Here is an 18,921-nt window from a genome sequence, read left to right as displayed (position 1 = left end):
CTATTTACGTTGTAAACCCCCTAGTTTTTATATACTTTACTAGTAGTAGTTTTTGTTTTGATAAAATACATCCCAAGACTAAGTGTAGATAAATCTATCTGTGTGGTATTATTATCAATTCTTTTAATACTACTAATATTCATGTTTTGACCTAACATGCTATAAATACTGATATCGCCTACCTTTATATCGTTTCCCTTCAGATATATGAAGTCATTTGTTGGATTTGGATATATGCCATCTATGTTAGTTAATTCTAAAGAAGTATCATCTACATTAAGAGTTAAGCTACAACTAAAATCATATGCCGCTAAATCATCAACCACCTGGTCATATCTCTTATTTACAAAATCTCTTATTCCGCTTAAAACTGTCCCTTCTAAACCTGTTCCAGGAGTATTTATAGGATAGGGATTATCTAAATAAAAATTATAGTCAGAAATATCCCAAAAATACGGGTCATTCTCTATTTCTGCACCTATTAAATTTCCAAGAGTAGTAATTCTATTATTTATCCAAGTGCTATCCATTCCGGTATTTATTATCTCACATAATGCTTCTCTGTATTTCGTTTTTAAACTTGGAATATTCATCATTCTTTGAGTAAGATAACAATATTCTTTATAAAATAGGGGATAGTTTGCAATCTCAGTAATTAAAGAACCACTTATAGCAGCAAATGCTAAATCATAATCCCAGGGAATCATATACCACTTGTTATCTAATGGATTTTGATACATATAAAAATTTACATTTGCCGTACAATAATGATCTCTATCACTTAAAATCATATTTAACGCCTGTTGTTTGATAAATGAATCTAAGTCGAAAGTATTATTAATATCATTTGCAAATTCTTCATCAGTTGCATTTCGCGCTGCCAGAACAAAATTTCTAATAGGTTGGTAGTTCTTAGTTGACTTTTTTGTTTTTAGAGGTATATTAAGTAATAAACTTTCGTCAGAAAGGTCTCTTCCATTATCTGAAGGTGAAAGATCTCCAACGGTAAACCCAAAAGATTTATGTAAGTATCCTGTATTGTCAGGATCAAAATTAGATGATTTTACAAATGTTTTATCAATTTGTTCTACCATGGTATATAAACCTCTATAGCTACCATTTACCGTTACTTTTGCATAAGCTACTCTAGGGGAAATAATATTCATACGCTTCATGATATCAAAAGACAATTTAGCTCTTAAGCCACTTGGATCTAATAAATTATTATTTAAATTAATTTTGTTAATCCCATCATACTTTTGACCTTTTACAAATTCATTAATATCCAATTTAATCGCATATTTATTTATAACATCCGCAAATTCAAAAGTAGAATTTCCTTTATATCTAACACCAATAGTATCTAACGTAGTACCATCAATTTTTAGCTCAGCCATAAAATAGTTTTTTGTACTGGAATCTGGGGACCAGAAAACAGGTTTATGACTGTCATATAGTACCTTATGAAATTCATCGTACGTATAAGAATCAATCGAGTTAATTTCTATGTTATGAATTAAGGTGTCATCAAATAGTGAATTCCCATTTTGGGAAAATCCAAATTGAAAGCATGTTAATAGCGCTAAAAGAATAGTTTGCAAATTAAATTTCATGTTATGTGTTTTTAGTTTAGTTATATTTATGTTAGATAGAAGAAATGCAAAAGGGTTGCTTCAAATTATTGTTAAAAATGATGTATGAAAAACTATTAAAAAAACAGATATTTTAATTATGTGGGAAGGAGTTATTGCAACCTTTCTTAACCTTTATTCTAACAAAAAAATCCCTTTAAAACCATATGGTTTTAAAAGGATTACCGTATGTCGACCACACGCGAGATAGTTCGAACTTTTTTCTACAGGATTTAGAGTTAATACGTTCTAAACTAGCTTGCTAACTTTTAGGCCAAAATTTTATTTAACTAAAATTGGCATTTGGATTATTTAAACAAATCGATTAATAAGGTATACTTCAACAGGTTTGTTGTGACTTGTTGCTTGCTCAGCAAACTAAGAAACATAGGACAGTTGATAAGCAATACATTTCGGATTAATACTAAGCCAAATATAAATATTCTACTTTATTTTTTTCTCATAAACGCCAAATTTTATAGTTGGCGACTTTGCATATATATATATATAAACTTTTAACTCAGTCTTAAACCACCCTATGTTTTATAGGATATAGTGTTGTGCAACGTTTTTTATTCAAATCGGAAAACTTTATTTTTCTCCAATGTTATTAATTTGGCTTTCTGTCCGATTGAGTTAATATTCTCAATAATTTCGTCCGCAATCTTTTTTGCTTTTTCATATTTCATTTCTTTATTAAAAGTTAATTGAATTCCTGGTATTTCCGAGGAGAAACTAAACTCATCTTCACCAACAACATAAAAAGGCCAGTCGTCTTTAATTACTTTTTTCCATTCAAATGAATTTGGTGTCATTATTCTGTCATATTCCTCGTTTGGAATTTCATCAACTTCAGTTATTAAAAATTCGAAATTCTCGCCAGTCCAATTCGTTCGGTCAATGTTTTCAGTATTTGTTTCCGCTTTTCGTTCATTTTCCACAGTAGTTTTTTCCGTAATCTTTTTAGGCGGTTTTTCCTCTGGAATGTTATCTAACTCGTTCAGTTTTTTCTTTAAAAATTGGAATAGTTTCATTTTTGGTCAAATGTTGCACAATGCACGGGCGGCTATTGCATGTTTTCACAGAGCAAGATATGAAATATCTTAGCGGAGTGGAAATATGTTATCTTGCCTATGGCTGGACAAGTAGCAGCCAGTTCTTGCCCGTTCTCCGCTCTCGGCGGTGACGGGCAAGGACTGGTGGCGTAGCCGCCCGCACATTCAAGCCTATATGGAGCGTAGCAGAGTATGGGCTTGAACGGGTTTGTATAAGATTAGTTGCGTGTTTTAAGCACCTAATTTAGCAAATACAAACTAAATAGAAAATCTGCGAGGATTTTCGTAAGCAAGATTGCATTAGCAATTACTTTTATACGGTGTGCTTGTTGCACAAGATAGTAAAAAGCTAACATTGGTTTAATATGTTTAGTTGATAGATTTCTTATCTTGAAGTATGCAAGGCAAGAAGATATATCAGGAGAAGTTGTTCAGTAGTTTCCAGCTTAGTGACCGTGTTGGCAAAGGTAATTTCTACCGCAGGCTCAAAGAGGCTTTGGACCTGGACTATTTATACAATCTTACTTCAAAGTTTTATGGTTCTAGCGGTCAAAAAAGTATTGATCCAGTTGTTTTCTTTAAGCTATGTTTGGTAGGTTATCTGGAGAATATCATAAGTGACCGCAAGCTTATTGATCACTGCAGTATGCGACTGGATATTCTTTATTTTTTAGGGTATGATATTGATGAAGAACTTCCTTGGCATTCGACTATCTCGAGAACACGTCAGTTATTTCCGGAGTCCATATTTGAAGAGGTCTTTACAAAAGTACTTGAGTTGTGTATGGAAAAAGGTATGGTCAGTGGTCACACCCAAGCTATTGACAGCGCCCCTGTTAAAGCTAATGCATCAATGGATAGTTTAGAGCTTAAAGTCCCAAACCAAGATCTGGATGCCCACCTGGCAGAAGTACGCCATATCAGTGAAAGGGATAAACAAACCTTCAGAAAAGCCAAGCAGGATAAATCCAGTAAAGACCAAAGAATCATTACTGCTAATGAGAAAGAACTGCAAGGAATCACTTCCAGGAACAAAAGATGGTCAAAAGATCAGGATCAGCGCCCGGGAGCTGGAAACAAAGGAAGTCGTTATACGAGCAATAAAACTCATTACAGTCCCACAGATCCGGATGCAAGGATCAGTGTTAAGCCAGGTAAGGCCAGAAAACTGAACTATTTAAGCCAACTCAGTGTAGATACAAACAACCACGTCATTACCGATATAAAAGCTTACCATGCAGACGGCAAGGATAACCAGCAACTACCTGATATTGTAAAGCGCTTACAAAGGCGGTTATGGAAGCAAGGTATGATTTGGGAAAACTGTGTAGCTGATACCGGTTATAGTAGTGGAGAGAACTATGCATTTTTGGAAAGTCAAGGTATAAAAAGTTTTATACCGCCTCACGGCACCTATAAGGGTGGTCCGGATGGTTTTCAGTATATAGAAACAGAAGATCATTATCTGTGTCCCAAAGGAAACGTAATCCCATTTACCAAAGAGTTTTTAGATTATAGAACCAAAACCAGAAAGAAGGAATACAGGGCCAGTAAAAAGATATGTACCGGTTGTCCACTGCGTAAAGAATGTCTAAAGAGCAGTCAGGAGAAACGAATAACGGTTACTTATTACCGGGCGGAATATGAGCGTAACATAGCTAGAGTAAACAGTAAACAGGGGCGCTATATGAAAGCCAAACGGCAGAGTACTGTGGAGCCGGTATTTGGGACTCTTACCCAATTTATGGGGCTTCGAAAAATTAATACCATTAGCATTGGACAGGCTAACAAAGTAATGCACTTGGCGGCTATTGCTTATAACTTAAAGAAATACCTGAAATTCACCAAGAAAAACCCAATAAGTAAAGTGGGAGTCTATTTAGTCCATAATTTTTCGATTAAAATGCCTTTTAAGGCATAAAATAAGCAATTTAGCGCTAGTTGTATTGAGGTAGTTATGAATATATGCTTTTAGAAAATCAGGGCTTAAACTCAAGATTATTGATTATCCTTTGACTTTTTAGGGGCTTGTGCAACGGTTACCGGTGTTGTGCGTAGTTATTTCTATTCAATTTGTTTTAAAATCCATTTAATTAGTTCTTTCTTGTCTACAGAAATCCAAGTTCCGTCTACGTTTTTCTTTTCGGATTTACTATCTTTTGGGTATATCACTTTTAACTCGGATTTATTGTTGCCAGCGAGTTTTAATTCCGCAATCAATCCAACCATATCTGGTCCATTATTGTCAAATGGTGTTTTTCTTTTTTCATTAAGCCAGTATTCAATTGCAACTTGCATATAGGTTCTAACAGCTAAATCTTTATAATATTTTATATGTCGACTTTCCTCATCGAAGTAACTATAAGGGGAAAACTCAAGATAGCTTTCTAAATTCGTTTTCGGTGTTCCTTTCAGATTTTTGTTTAGAAGATAAGTGGAAAATGTTCCTTCCCAAACCGAGCCTTCATTATAGTTAATTCTTTTATCTCTCGCTCCTTCGTTGTATTGTCTTACCCAGTCAAGTGCAGAGTCACAAATAACCATTCCAATTAAATTAAGTTTGAAATCAGGGTTAGTTTTTTCAATATATTCCACATATTTCATTGCTCTATGTCCTGATAAACCAGCTCCAAGTAGAAAAACATTGTTGTTTAATAAATTATGTTTTTTAAAAACCTTTTCAATTATTTTATGAGCTGTTTGGCTTGAATTATCAGTAAAATAAAAGTCCAAAGGGATTTCTGTTGAAACGGACAAAACAGCAAACCCTTTTTTGTTTGCTTGTTTATATATCAGTTTTGCGCTTTTATTCTTTTTATCAAATTCAGAACCTTCTAAAAAGATAAGTGTTCCGATTGTTTTTGTCTTTTTCGGAATCGAAAGAGTATAGCCTTTTCGTATGTATTTTAAGAAATCTTTTTCTCCTTTTCCAATTCTTATGCTATCGGTTTTTTTAGGTTCATACTGTTGTATTAGATTTTGAGCAAAAGTGTTATTACAGAAAATAGACAGTAACATCAAAAGTGAAATTGTTCTATAAAATTTGTTCATGTTTTCGTGGTTCTAATTACGCACAATGCGCGGGTGGCTATGGCATGTTTTCACGGAGCAAGATATGAAATATCTTAGCGGAGTGGAAATATGTTATCTTGCCTACCGCTTGACAAGTAGCAGCCAGTTCTCCGCTCTCGGCGGTGACGGGCAATAACTGGTGGCGTAGCTGCCCGCACACTCAAGCCCATTCGGAACATAGCGGAGTATGGGCTTGAACGTAAGTATATACAAACCTATCAAAAAAACTGATAACCCATCAAATAAAGTAGTTATCACAACATTTTAAAAGTCATTTATATAACTCATAACAAGTCAGTTATACCAAGCTTTTAGTATCTCAAATGAAAGTATGTATAAAAGAAATCCCTTTAAAACCTTACAATTTTTAAGGGATTACCGTATGTCGACCACACGCGGGATAGTTCGAACTTTTATCTACAGGATTTAGAGTTAATACGTTCTAAACTAGCCTGCTAACTTTTAAGCCAAATTTTTATTTAACTAAAATTGGCATTTAGATTATTTTAACAAATCGATTAATAAGGTATACTTCAACAGGTTTGTTGCTACTTGTTGCTTGCTCGGCACACTAAGAAACGTAGGACAGTTGATAAGCAATACATTTCGGATTAATACTAGGCCAAATATAAATATTCTACTTTATTTTTTTTCTCATAAACGCCAAATTTTATAGTTGGCGACTTTACATATAATTACAGGTCTTTCGATTAAGCTCAAAAGCTCTATGTTTTCTTATACATTGTTGTGCGTTCGCTCTTTTTTTTAATTTGGTGAATGAAGTCCGATTTTATTTCCTTCCGAGTCGTGGAAAATTGCAAAAAATCCAATTTCGTCAGCGTGAGGTGTTTTAGGAATAATTATTTTTCCACCATTTCCTTCTACTTTATCAAGAATTGTTTGTAAGTTATCTCCGCCATTTAGATATATTGTAACTCCGCTGGCAGAAGGTTCGTAACCTTCTCCTTTTATAATTACTCCTGTTACCATTTGGTCTTGGTAGGGAAATAAACCCATTTCCATTCCTGTAAATTCTAACTTTTCAATTTCCACGCCTAAAATTTCTTTGTAAAAGTTAATGGCTCTCGAAATGTCCGTAGATGGAATCTCAAATATTGATATAAAACTGTTCATATTCTTATCGTTTTTGATTGTTGTTTCTTTAGTAGGTTTTAAATTGGTAGCGGAAGTTTCTTTGATTTTGCAGGATACAATGCTAAAAGTCAAAGTAATAATTGTTACGAGTAAAGTATATTTCATTTTCCGTCTATTGTTGGTTAAACAAAATAAGCAGTAGAAAGTCGCTTGAAATTGTAAAAATGCGACACTCTTAAACTATTTATAAAAAAGAGCAGATAGAGCCAAATTATCGTGATTGATAAAATCTTTAGGATTTATTCCTGTAAATTCTTTAAAGTCCTTAACGAAATGTGCTTGGTCAAAATATTCGCTTTCATAGGCAATTTTGGTAAGTTTTTTTGACTTTGGGTCAAGTAACATCTTTAAAGCAGTTTGTAATCGAATAACTTTACCTAATTGTTTAGGACTTACTCCAATTTGTTTTTTGAAGTTTCTTTCAAGTTGTCTTCGCTTTGACAAATTTTCTTTCAGGATTGAATTAATTGATGCACTTCCGTTTGTGGATAGAAGAGAATCAACCGTACTTTTCACGATTTTATCAATCGTTTTTTTGTTATTAATCCTTTCAATAAGAAATCTTTCAATAATGCCGATTCGTTGTTTCGTATTTTCCGCTTGGATTATTTTTTGCGTTAAATTATCTTCGGTTTCCTTTTCAAAAAGTTTATTTATAGGTGTTTCTTTGTTTGCCAAATTACTAATAGGTTCAGAAATAAAGTTTGCAATTCCATAAGGATAAAATCGGATAGCGAATGTTTTAACAAATCCTGTTGGCTCAATATAAAAAGGCTCCATTGTTTGTCCGAGTACCATTGCACGAGGTTGAAGTATAAATTCATTTTCGGACGTGTACCGTTTTATGTCATCTCCAAGAATAAACGCCATTTCAATACAACCATCAGGGACTATCCGTTGTTTTTGGGGTTCAGGCTGTTTAGGCACTTCCAAAGTCCAATAACAACTAATAAGTGATTTTAAGTCAATATTTGGTTCGTATGTTTGGTAGTCCATTTTATCTTTTGATTTCGGTTTTCCCAAGTGGTGCACAACGTTGCGTATAAGAAACGTAGGGCAGTTGATAAGCGATACGTTTTGGTTTGGTACTAAGCCAAATATAATATTTTGCTTTTATCTTTTTTGTTGAAAATGCCAAATTTTATATTTGGCGACTTTGTAAATTAACACAGGCTTTCAGAGTTAGCCTAAACCGCCCTATTTTTTCTTATATATTGTTGTGCTTTCGTTATTTTATTCCTTATGGTTTTTAAATATTTTCTTTGATTCGTTTTTCTAGTAAATTATTAGGATTAAGTAATTTATATTGTTAGGCCAAACCAAAGTACATACAGGTTAAAGCTATAGTATTAAAAAAGCAGTGTACAGAGCAAACAAACCACAAATCGTATTTACGCAAGTAGAATATATAAGCTATAAGCGACCCAATTACAAAAGTGACAATTTGCCCTGTAATACCTTGACCACTATACATAAAACCAAAAAAAGCAGTAATTAAAACAATACTTAATGCAACACTAATTTTGCTATCGCCAAAGAATTTTAAAAACTGTCTCATAAAATACCCGCGAAAAATGATTTCTTCACCAAAACCAGAACCAATTAATATTAATACTAAACTAATAAGAAAGGTTTTTAGGTCTTTAGTTATTTCTTTAAAAAACGAATAATCTATAGGAACTCCAGTAAGTTTGGTAACACCTGGAACTAATACAAAGACATAAAAAATGAAAAGCCCTAGCGCAGTCAACGGCGCAAGAACAAAAAAATTTTTAAATTTTAATTTTTCTTGTTGAAACCCAAGTGCCGAAAACCATTTTCTTTTATATTCAATTGCGCTACCTATAAAAACTACTATTGAAGAAATAATAAGCTCTAGAAAACCTAAATGTATTGGACCAAACCATAAAAAGAGAATGGTTGCAATGGTAATTAATGGAATTAATACTTGTTTTAAGGTGATTTTTTTCATTGTTTTTTGATTTTAAATTCAAAGCAAAATAATGAACAAAATCTCTGAAAGTTCCTTTAAATACTTATGTTTTTACTGAATGGTCGAAATTAATAACTGAATAGTCAGTAATATTCTGGTAGCATTTATTGAAACCAATCCATAAACGCTTTGCGTTTGTAACGACTTATAGTAATTTCTGTAACAGCATCGTTTTTAATGAACGCTTTTAACCGAATATGTAGCTTACCATTTTCTATCTTTTCAATTTGGTCTACGGCATGCTTATGAATAATAATTTGTCGATTTGCTCTAAAAAATAATTGATCGTTTATTTTTTCTTCAAGCTCATTTAATGTAAATTCGGTATCAATTGTGGTGCCATCGTTTTGTAGCGTATACACAATTTTATTCTCGCTATAAAAGCAAGCAATATTTTGGTAGGTAAGCTTTTTTATTTTCGCTCCACTATTAATAGTAATTTCTGCATCTTTTAAAGATAAGTTGTATAAGTCTTGGGCATACCATAAGCCTATAAGAATAAAACAGACTAATAGTGTAATTAGTAAGCCAATTACTATATAGTAGAACTGTATTTCTCCATCTATAACTACTGCGATAAAAACATTTACAGGAATATAAATTAATGCAATATAGCCTAATGTAGACCCCATAAATCTTCCAATTTTAGTTATGTCTACCTTCAAGGAAAAATACTTTTTTTTATGAAATTTAAAATTGGAATGTGCAATAATACCAACAAGAGTAGAAAAACCAATGGTAAACAAAAAACCTACTATAGGAAATCTATATGAAGCATTTTCCTGAAAATTATCGCTTGCTGCTATATGATTTACAACTAATGAGAAAAGGATTAATACAATGACTTTCTGTAACCAACGAGATGTTGAACTACTCAGAAATTCCTGACACACAGTTTTTATTTTATTTTTCTTCTGGTGTTTAATAGACACGGATTAAAAACTTTTTTTCAAATTCAAAAGTAAAGAATAATTTTTCTAAGGTCAGATTTAAAATATTTTCTAGTTTTAAGTTTTAAGAACAAATTTCGTCTGTTTTTTTAGAGATTTTTTTATTAGACTGTGGTTTCTGATAATGAAGCACAACGGTCTGGTATAAGCGCAGTAGCGGACTTTATGCAACTGCTTTTCGGTTGACAAGATACCCAACTAAATCACTATGGACTAAAGTCCATAGGTTTGTAAATCCGACTAAAGTCAGCAGTACGTAAGTTTTACTGATTACTCAAGTATGAAATTCCCATTGTCATTACTAGACTTCCTGTGATGCTCTAGATATTCGTTCACTATAGTATCAGTAATATTACCAGTACTCCAACATCCAAAACCTATAGCTCAAAAATGCCTGCCCCAGTAACGCTTGTGCAGTTCAGGAAATTCTTGTTGAAGCCGTCTTGAACTCCTTCCCTTTAGCTTTTTTACCAAACTACTGATATCTTGGGAAGGACGATCTAAAAAAGCATAATTCTCTCCTCTACTGTATCCTGTAACTGCTAGTATATTCTCTAGGGGTAAGTCTTCTCTCCATAAGCGTTGTTTGGTACGTTTGACCATGTCTTGTAAATGCTGATTGTCTTTAGCATCGGCGTGATAAGCTTTAATATCAGTTATTACATGCATGGCACTATCTACAGTAAGCTGACTAGTGTAGTTTAACTTTCTGGCTTTGCCTGGTTTTACACTTATGCGAGCGTCAGGGTCTGTAGGACTATAATACGTTTTGTTACTGGTGTATTTGGAACCTTTATTGCCTGCCCCCGGTCTTTGCGTTTGGTCTTTTCTCCATTTCTTTTGACGACTTTCTATATTTTTTAGTTCAGCTTGGGTAGCTGTTATCATCTTTTGAGCTTCTGTAGCTTTATTCGCTTTTGCCCTACCATACTGTTCTTTATCCATAGCACTGATATGACGTATCTCTGCTAAATGAGCTTCTAGTTCCTGCTTGGGAACCTTTAGCTCTAAACTGTTCATTGAAGCATTTGCTCTTATCGGTGCACTATCCATAACTTGAGTATGACCGCTTACCATACCGCTTTCTATACACATACTAAGTATACGTGTAAATACACCCTAAAAAATAGTTTCGGGAAACAACTCCCGGGTCCTACTTATAATACTATGCTATGGCAGTTCTTCATCAATATCGTAGCCCAAAAAAAATAAAATATCCAAACGCATACTGCAGTGCGCTATGAGTTTTCGATCGCTTATGGGATTTTCTAAATATCCTACCAAATATAGTTTAAAAAACACCACAGGATCTATACTCTTTTGACCCGAAGTGCCGTAAAATACTTTGGTTTCTTTATAAAGAAAGTTCAAATCTAAAAGTGAATGAAGCCTGCGATAAAAATTAGATTCCGGAACGCGATTCGATAATTGAAACTGCTGGAATAACTTCTCCTGATAATTCTTCTTGCCTTGCATAACTAAAGATACTAAAAATACTATGCTTAGAAAGTTGTGCAACAGCCACCCGTGTTGTAAGCCGTGTTTTATATTATCGGTTTCCAAATGTTTTCTGACGGTTTTTTTCCTGTTAAAACCTCTAAAATGTTAGTTATAAAATCGTTTTCAGTTTCTCCACTATCCTCAACCATTTTTTTAAAAGCTATTGTTCCCAATAAAAATAAATGAGTAATATCAACTTTCCATATTTTGTTCTCACGATAAAAGTGAAAGAAAAAAGGTGTTTTTTGTCCATTAACAACAAATTCTGCCTTTGAGAAATCACCATTTGTGACCACATCACCTAATTCAGCATTTACTACGCTATTTTTTCCAACCATTCCATTGTCAATTGCGTAAACAAATAAGTCTTTACCATTGAAACTAAGTAAATCTTTTTTAGAAACTCTATGACGCATAGTCAATACGGTAAGTTTATCTATTATCCCCATTGTGTCTATTTCTAATGAATCAGCCATTTTAACTTTATCCAAAACAGTAGAATAATAATTCATAGTTCTGCTGTCAACAAAATCAGCAGCTAACTTTCCTTTATCAGTAAGGATTGCATTTTTATAATTGTCAAAGGATTCTAAAATCAATTCTTTATCAGATTGTGAATAACTGTTAATTGATATAAAAATCAGTAATATTAATGTAATTATTTTTCTCATAATGTTTTTGGGTCAAATGGCTTACAATGTGCAGGCGGCTATGGCATGTTTTCACGGAGCAAGATATGAAATATCTTGGCGGAGTGGAAATATGTTATCCTGCCTATGGCTGGACAAATAGCAGCCAGTTCTTGCCCGTTCTCCGCTCTCGGCGGTGACGGGCAAGGACTGGTGGCGTAGCCGCCCGCGCATTCAAGCCCATACTCCGCTACGCTCCGTATGGGCTTGAATATAGGTATATACAAACCTATCAAAAAAAGAACTGATAACCCAATCAAAGAAAGTAGTTATCACAACATTTTAATAGTCATTTTTATAACTCTAAACAAGTCAGTTATACCAACCTTTTAGTATCTCAGATGAAAGTATGTATAAAAGAAACCCCTTTAAAACCTCACGATTTCAAAGGGATTTCCGTATGTCGGGGTGGCAGGATTCGAACCTGTCACATATCTTAAAATTTTATGCCAATATACGTCGTTACTTACGTCATAAATGTACTAAAAATCAGGAATTAATCAAATTATGCATTAATTTTATTTGATTTAAGAAATATTTCATTTGTATAAAATTACTGCCACTTACTGCCACTTAATCATATAATTGATTTTCAGTTAATTATCATATATTTAATTTTTTATTACTACAAACTTTATCAAAATACTGATATTATCACTACCATATTCATTTTGAAAATAATCAATTTTTTTAACATTGAATATTTGCTTTAAATATGCTATTCATACTTCGTTAATAATTTGAAAAATTAGCAACATATTCCTTAAATTCTAAAAAAAATTTGAATATTTTTGTAGTAAAATACTTACTTTTATTATGTTAATAATTATTTTGTATTTGTTAATAATTTTGAACTATAATTCCCTATAAATATTTGCATATTTTCAATTTGTTTTTATCTTCCATTGTATATTATTAACAGTGTTTTCGATATATATGACGTGAACTAAGACATATACTACTGTTAATAATTCTGTTTATAAATGCCATATATTATTCTATCTTTTATCCGATTCAATAATATATTTGTATCGATGAAATACATATAAATACGTCTATATACATTAAACTTTAATTTATTACAATAATGATCCGTGAACAAATGAATTTTGATAAGAAGTATAAGATTTTGGAATTTCTAAATGCATTACCTTATAAAGAATATAAAATTGCAAAACGAAAACTTCCCATTGCATTAGATGTAAGTAAAAGAACATTTGAAAGGTGGTTATATGCCACTATGGACGACAGGTTTGAAATATCAGCCGATAAATTGGCTATAATCGCTAAATTTCTTAATCTCGAATCCATGGACGAACTTTTTAATTATAAAATTAAAGAAGTAACCTTAGCTACACTTACTAGTTTGCCAGACTCGACCCTAATTAATGAATTAAACCTTAATAAATAGAAAGTACCTAAAACCTAAATTACCATGATTGATACTACCCTACACTTTAAAGCAGTCAATAAAACTACCGTTGCCCTTGCCTATAATGTTTCCGGAAGGACACTAAACAAATGGCTCAAACCTTTTGAGAAAGAAATCGGGTTATACTCCGGTGGTTGTTATAACCCTAAACAAGTAGCTACCATTGTTGAACATTTGGGGATCCCCGAAGAAACCAACCTACTTTGTGTATAAAGAGACGAATAGAGTTGCCATTGACTTTGAGCGGGCTGTAAAACAGCTACAACAAGACTTGCAGTACCAGGCGGATAAAAATACGCTTAGTACTGCATTTTTTGATAAGCAAAACCGGATTATCAAATCCCTTGTTATCTACTACCAGGAAACCCAGTCTACCCTTACCCGTTTGGAAAAGGGTTTACAAGACCAGAGAAAAAGCGAATACCTACTGGCTAAAAAGTATAATGACCATACCTATAAGCTAGAAGCGGTTTGTTTTATTCATGGTATCTATGACCTTAGATCATGGCTAGGTACCCCTACGGATGTTTTAGTAGACCGCGCAAAGGAACTAATGAAAGATAATGAATTAATACTCCCTACAGGTCTGGTAAATAAGATCGAAGCTTTACCGGATCATTTGGGTAAGACGGTAATGGATATACTACAAAAGGAAGTTAATAAGAAGATTACCGACCTACTGGCTAAAGTCAACCTAAGAAAGAAACCAAAGCTATTTTAAACTGAAAATATACATTCTATGCCCCTGGAATTTGAAGATATACGCCCCGAAGGTCAAAAGTGGGCTATTGTAGATGAAACCGATACTGATAGTACTACAGTGGAAAAAGAAGGTAAGAAACAAACTAGAAAACCAAAGAAAAGTAATGTAGTACAGGTACAGGAGTATCTTAACGCTTACTATGACATCCGTATTAATGAACTTACCTTTGAACTGGAATATAGGGAGAAAGGGGCTACTACTTTCCGTAACTTGGAAGATCGGCAGTTAAACACGATCTGGCTCGACCTTCAAAACGAAGGGATTAAATGTACGGATAGCACCCTAATCAAAATACTAAACAGTAACTATACGGAACTCTACCACCCGCTAAAGGAATACTTTAAAGCATTGCCCAAATGGGATGGTAAAGACTATATCAAAGAACTAAGTAAAACGATCACTATAGAAGCTTTGGAAAACGAAGGGGCAACATCTAATGAACTTTGGTTGCCCTACCTTCGTAAGTGGCTTGTGGCAAGTGCAGCTACTGTTTTAGGCTTAGGGATTAACCAAACCTGTTTAATTTTAGTAGGGAGCCAAGGGAGCGGTAAGACTACCTGGCTGAACCGTCTTTGTCCGGACGATATGAAGGAGTTCTTGATCTGCTCACATATCAACCCTAGCCTTACCGATAAAAACACCGCTAACTTTCTAGCGGAAAAATGGATTGTCAATATTGACGACCAGTTGGAAACGATTTTTGGAAAGGACTTTAATAGTATGAAGGCTATTATTACCGCCCCGTTTGTTACCCTTCGTAAAGTATTCCATCGGTTATCTAAAACCCGCCCCCGGATTTGTTCTTTTGTTGGTTCGGTCAATAGCCGGAGGTTTTTAACCGATACGGAAAACAGGCGTTACCTGGTCTTTTCAGCGGAAAAGGTAAACTATCAACATAAGGTTGATATGCACAAAGTTTGGGCGCAAGCTTCGCATTTGGCAAAGAGTAATTTTACCTATTGGTTTTCACATGAAGAAATGAAGCAGTTAAACAAGATCAACGATGTATTTAAACAAAACACCTTAGAAGAAGAATGGCTAATCAAACTCTATAAACCCTGCGCACCTACTAAACCGGGGGTAATCTTCTTAATGCCTTCTGAAATCTTAAGCCATATGAATGCCCGGAGCGGGTTACGAATGAGTATTAAACGGTTGGCTACGGCTTTTGAAACCCAAAAGTTTGGGGAACCTATAAAGAAGCGTTTAAACGGTAGAAGCCCCCGAAGGGTGTACCCGGTAGAGATCGTAAGTGATGAGATGGAAAGTACTATACAAAGCGATTTAAGGAGGGAGTATACTAAGAAATAGAAAGTTACGTTACCAAAATAACAAACAATTAAAAACAACAATAAGCCGATACGGACTACACGTATCGGCTTTATTTTTTAGGAGGTTTTTTAAAAATTCAATTTTCTGCAATTTTATCTGACTACACGACTACACCTATTTTCCTACTATTGCTTTTATACTATATATACCTATATATTAGTATATTATATATAATATTAAGTGTATAGATAGCGTAGTTGGGTGTAGTTTTTAGCGTAGTCGGTGTAGTCAATACTATATTTTGAAAGTAAAGAATTGATTATATTTACTTAGCAAACAAATATTGATAAGCCATTTAATAGTTTGATGCCAGCACAAAAGTTTGAGAACAAGGAACAAGCAGAAATTTCAGAAATTTCTGAAAATATAAAAAGCTTGAAAGAAAAAAGATGCTTAGAACGTATTAAATTAGGATTACTTGCTCTAGGTGCTATTGCAACATTTTGCCTACTTCGGCAACCCGAATCAATACTTAATAGGAAATTAAGTTTAGAAACAATTAGTAGGGAGCGAGCTAAATTAGTTTTACAAGTTATACAGACTAATAAAGGAAATAATGAGGACATTCTGATTGAACTAGATGTTATAGAAAAATCATATCCACTAAATAATGATTGGATAAAAAATATGATTGAAATATATAAAAGAAGAAATAGGTTTGATATTTTTAAAACCTTATCAATTCCATATTTAGATAGTTCCAGATTAAAAGAACTGGATACTTTGATTAATCTTCAAAAAATAAGTGAAAAAGCTCTATTAGATAAAGTTCTAATTTCAAAAGATGATAAATTAAACCAGTTTGAATACGCAGAATTTAAAACTGAATATAGAGATAGTATTAATTTAGCATGGAAGGTTAATCCAAACTCCTCAGTACAAGTTGATACTTTTAGCGTCGAGCAAAATACAATTGATAGAAAAATTAATCAGAAGATTCATTTAATTCAATCTTATATTGACTCAATTAAATTCAATAATTCTTATTAGTTCAAAATGAACTATTAAAGAATAGGATTTTTCATACAAGTCTTACCAAAGCTTTTCTTTCCAGTTCGATGACAATAATTTTCAGGATATTCATCATTACCGAATTGTTGCCATGTCTTAAAAGCATAATATGTAAGAGGTTTTTCTGGGTTGTATGCTATTTGTTCACCTGTTCTAATACAATAACCGAATTCCGGTTCCGGTTCGACTACTTCTATTTCCCTTTGTGGTTTTGATTCAAATACTTTCTCTACATCACTCCATAATTCCAAATCAAATTCGTTCAAGTACCTAGCGTCGTAAGGCTTTTCAGCGAAAAAACTTTCTGAAATATCAAGCAATACAGTTGAATTTTGAAATGATTTTGTTAAACCAAAAAGTTTACTTTTGTATTGTGGTCGCTTAAGGTAGACGATATGACTTTGATTGTAAATAAGGTCATCAATAAAAGCTTTACTATCTTCAAAAAGCTTTTCTGTTGTACTTACTAGTTTCTTTGTAAAATATACACCACACTCTATATTATTAATCATAGAATAATCATAGAGGTTAAGAGAGGTACTTAAACCCTCTTTCTCATTAGCATAATATTTTGCATGAAGGTCTTTACTATAGAGAATAGCAATATTTTTAAATTCTTTAAAATATTCTAAATCTACTTCTTTTAAGCTTTTTTGTTTATAACCTTCGTTTTTTCCAAAAACCAATATCAACTGTGTTTCGTGAGTGGCTTTTATTTTATCAAATATGCTTATTACATGTTGATCTAATTTTATATATGGAGAAACAATAATCACATACTTTTTTGCATTCCATATAATATCTGTTAGTTTTTCTTCTAGTTGTTGCCCTGTTAAAAACTTACTCATCTTAATATTCTATATTTTGCTTTATTTATACCTCCTATAATAAATAAACCAATAAGCCAACAACATATAAAAAGAATAATATGCCACCATTCAAATTGAGAAGTTTCCAAACAGACTTCTACTTTTTTAGCCTGTACACGTACTATGTCATCCCTATGCATAATCAACTTATTATCTAATTAATAGTAAATGTACTCCTATGGAGTACTGAAATAATCCTACAATATTAGGGAAATAAGTTTTTTTTTACAAAATCTAATATATATGTATTATTTCAAAAGCGATACTTTTTGAAATTCTTTGTAGTCGTTAATAATATCAAACGGAATTTGATAGCCTGAGAAGTTTATATAATCGCCAGTATCATTTACAGTATCCAATAACCAAACTTTATTATTTAAATTTTTATAGTCGCCAAGAAAGATTTCTAGATTAAAAATTGCGTTCTCAATCTTTTCTTGCTGAAAAGAAAATATAAGTTTTTGTATACGAAATATATCGTGCGTTAATTTAGTCATTAGCGGTACAATATCAATCTCACCATCCATTTTAGATAACTCTGACTTTAATTTTCCGAATACTTTGCCTTCTTTTAGTAAATCGTTGATATTTAATAGATGTTTGAATGAGAGTTTATTTTCTGAATTTTTACTTGAGCTTTCAGATGTTCTGAATGTTAAACCTTCTAAAGGTAATCCAATGTGAAGCGAATAATTTCTCAATTTATATAAAAACCGAAAGGCAAAAGAGTTATCAAAAATTTTACCTGTAAGCTTTTTAAAACTTTTAAATTCCTCGGATTCTTTACTAAACCTTCTATTTATAAATAATTCGCTATTGTCTAAATACAATTTGAACGATGTTAAAAGGTTTATCGTTATTCTATTCATGTTAAGAAGGAAATCATAATTAAATAGATTTTCAAATTTATTCACATACATAACAGGTATGTTAGATGTTTCCTTAACTACTTCAAAGTATTCCGTAATATTAAGTTGTAAAAGTTTAAAAATAACATATTGTTTATGGGAATTTTTTAACAATTCAGAATCGTTTTTTATTTTATCCGCCACTTTTAATTGAACACTTTTGACGTGAACAATTTTATTATTTTCCAAAGTAACTATATCAACCATAATTTTTTTACGATTTTATAATTCTACTGAAATGCTATTCTTAAAAAAATTTTTATAAAACGAAAGGAGGCTAAAAGACTATAAGTAATGATAAGTACAACAATAGAATTCAAAAGTCTCTGAAAATTCCAGTTCAGTGTTGGAAAAAGAAAAAAATATATAGCACCAATCATAAGTGAATATATGCAACCTAATATTGCTTTTTTTAAATATGTTAAAAGCAAATTATAATTGTCATTTTTCTTTAATTCTCTTATGTACATATTATCAATAAATTCTATAATAGTTATTACTGCAATTAAGAAGCCTAAGAGCGTAGAAAAAATATTTATTGAAGTATCAATTAATTTTATA

17 protein-coding genes and 1 pseudogene are annotated in these 18,921 nt (G+C 32.5%); 6 read left to right on the top strand and 12 right to left on the bottom strand.

From position 1 onward, the window contains the following. Positions 1 to 20: 20 nt before the first annotated feature. Together NBT05_RS12530 and NBT05_RS12525 are read right to left on the bottom strand one after the other, a co-directional pair. Entirely contained in the window at positions 21 to 1,397 is a 1,377-nt protein-coding gene (locus NBT05_RS12530; protein WP_265770192.1) for a CotH kinase family protein, read from the bottom strand. Positions 1,398 to 2,203: 806 nt separating this feature from the next. Continuing rightward, positions 2,204 to 2,665, bottom strand: a complete 462-nt coding sequence (locus tag NBT05_RS12525) for a hypothetical protein (RefSeq protein WP_265770191.1) — start codon at positions 2,663 to 2,665, stop codon at positions 2,204 to 2,206. 418 nt (positions 2,666 to 3,083) lie between these two features. Here NBT05_RS12525 and NBT05_RS12520 point away from each other — a divergent pair, with 418 nt between their 5' ends. After that, the gene (locus NBT05_RS12520) at positions 3,084 to 4,607 is read left to right on the top strand and encodes an IS1182 family transposase (RefSeq protein ID WP_265770190.1); all 1,524 of its coding nucleotides are present in this window, start codon (positions 3,084 to 3,086) and stop codon (positions 4,605 to 4,607) included. Between the two features lie 143 nt (positions 4,608 to 4,750). On the opposite strand, the gene NBT05_RS12515 is transcribed toward NBT05_RS12520, so the two are convergent. The 8 genes and pseudogenes from NBT05_RS12515 to NBT05_RS12480 all read right to left on the bottom strand — a co-directional run bounded on the left by NBT05_RS12515 (position 4,751) and on the right by NBT05_RS12480 (position 12,027). Further along, entirely contained in the window at positions 4,751 to 5,737 is a 987-nt protein-coding gene (locus NBT05_RS12515; RefSeq protein ID WP_265770189.1) for a hypothetical protein, read from the bottom strand. A 786-nt stretch (positions 5,738 to 6,523) separates the two neighbouring features. Next, complete coding sequence (locus NBT05_RS12510; RefSeq protein WP_265770188.1) at positions 6,524 to 7,018, bottom strand: VOC family protein; 495 nt, start codon at positions 7,016 to 7,018, stop codon at positions 6,524 to 6,526. Positions 7,019 to 7,093: 75 nt separating this feature from the next. Further along, entirely contained in the window at positions 7,094 to 7,909 is an 816-nt protein-coding gene (locus tag NBT05_RS12505; protein WP_265770187.1) for an AraC family transcriptional regulator, read from the bottom strand. A 313-nt stretch (positions 7,910 to 8,222) separates the two neighbouring features. Beyond that, complete coding sequence (locus NBT05_RS12500; RefSeq protein ID WP_265770186.1) at positions 8,223 to 8,885, bottom strand: CPBP family intramembrane glutamic endopeptidase; 663 nt, start codon at positions 8,883 to 8,885, stop codon at positions 8,223 to 8,225. Between the two features lie 125 nt (positions 8,886 to 9,010). After that, the gene (locus NBT05_RS12495) at positions 9,011 to 9,838 is read right to left on the bottom strand and encodes a LytR/AlgR family response regulator transcription factor (protein WP_265770185.1); all 828 of its coding nucleotides are present in this window, start codon (positions 9,836 to 9,838) and stop codon (positions 9,011 to 9,013) included. 288 nt (positions 9,839 to 10,126) lie between these two features. Next, positions 10,127 to 10,351, bottom strand: a pseudogene (locus NBT05_RS12490) (transposase); the annotation flags it as partial. A 675-nt stretch (positions 10,352 to 11,026) separates the two neighbouring features. Next, positions 11,027 to 11,332, bottom strand: coding sequence for a transposase (locus NBT05_RS12485; RefSeq protein ID WP_265770184.1), 306 nt, complete (start codon positions 11,330 to 11,332; stop codon positions 11,027 to 11,029). 68 nt (positions 11,333 to 11,400) lie between these two features. Further along, the gene (locus tag NBT05_RS12480) at positions 11,401 to 12,027 is read right to left on the bottom strand and encodes a hypothetical protein (protein WP_265770183.1); all 627 of its coding nucleotides are present in this window, start codon (positions 12,025 to 12,027) and stop codon (positions 11,401 to 11,403) included. A gap of 1,105 nt (positions 12,028 to 13,132) precedes the next feature. Between NBT05_RS12480 and NBT05_RS12475 the strand changes: the two genes are divergently transcribed. The 5 genes from NBT05_RS12475 to NBT05_RS12455 all read left to right on the top strand — a co-directional run bounded on the left by NBT05_RS12475 (position 13,133) and on the right by NBT05_RS12455 (position 16,562). Continuing rightward, positions 13,133 to 13,456 (top strand): hypothetical protein, encoded by a 324-nt coding sequence (locus NBT05_RS12475; RefSeq protein WP_265770182.1) that lies wholly within the window; start codon positions 13,133 to 13,135, stop codon positions 13,454 to 13,456. Between the two features lie 24 nt (positions 13,457 to 13,480). Next, positions 13,481 to 13,690: a hypothetical protein gene (locus NBT05_RS12470; RefSeq protein WP_265770181.1), complete on the top strand. Its 210-nt coding sequence runs from the start codon at positions 13,481 to 13,483 to the stop codon at positions 13,688 to 13,690. Continuing rightward, the gene (locus NBT05_RS12465) at positions 13,683 to 14,198 is read left to right on the top strand and encodes a hypothetical protein (protein WP_265770180.1); all 516 of its coding nucleotides are present in this window, start codon (positions 13,683 to 13,685) and stop codon (positions 14,196 to 14,198) included. The genes NBT05_RS12470 and NBT05_RS12465 overlap by 8 nt, the downstream gene beginning before the upstream one ends. Positions 14,199 to 14,216: 18 nt before the next feature. After that, on the top strand, positions 14,217 to 15,551 hold the full coding sequence (locus NBT05_RS12460) for a VapE domain-containing protein (protein ID WP_265770179.1): 1,335 nt from the start codon (positions 14,217 to 14,219) through the stop codon (positions 15,549 to 15,551). 327 nt (positions 15,552 to 15,878) lie between these two features. Next, positions 15,879 to 16,562 carry a hypothetical protein gene (locus tag NBT05_RS12455; protein WP_265770178.1) on the top strand — a complete coding sequence of 228 codons (684 nt, stop codon included), beginning with the start codon at positions 15,879 to 15,881 and terminating at the stop codon, positions 16,560 to 16,562. Positions 16,563 to 16,576: 14 nt separating this feature from the next. Here the strand turns inward: NBT05_RS12455 and NBT05_RS12450 are convergent, their stop codons facing one another. Both NBT05_RS12450 and NBT05_RS12445 read right to left on the bottom strand, forming a co-directional pair. Beyond that, complete coding sequence (locus NBT05_RS12450; RefSeq protein WP_265770177.1) at positions 16,577 to 17,431, bottom strand: phospholipase D family protein; 855 nt, start codon at positions 17,429 to 17,431, stop codon at positions 16,577 to 16,579. A gap of 269 nt (positions 17,432 to 17,700) precedes the next feature. Further along, positions 17,701 to 18,567 carry a hypothetical protein gene (locus NBT05_RS12445; RefSeq protein ID WP_265770176.1) on the bottom strand — a complete coding sequence of 289 codons (867 nt, stop codon included), beginning with the start codon at positions 18,565 to 18,567 and terminating at the stop codon, positions 17,701 to 17,703. Positions 18,568 to 18,921: the final 354 nt, after the last annotated feature.

It is taken from the genome of Aquimarina sp. ERC-38 (assembly GCF_026222555.1).
GTDB lineage: Bacteria > Bacteroidota > Bacteroidia > Flavobacteriales > Flavobacteriaceae > Aquimarina.
This window is presented reverse-complemented; position numbering and strand designations above follow the sequence as displayed.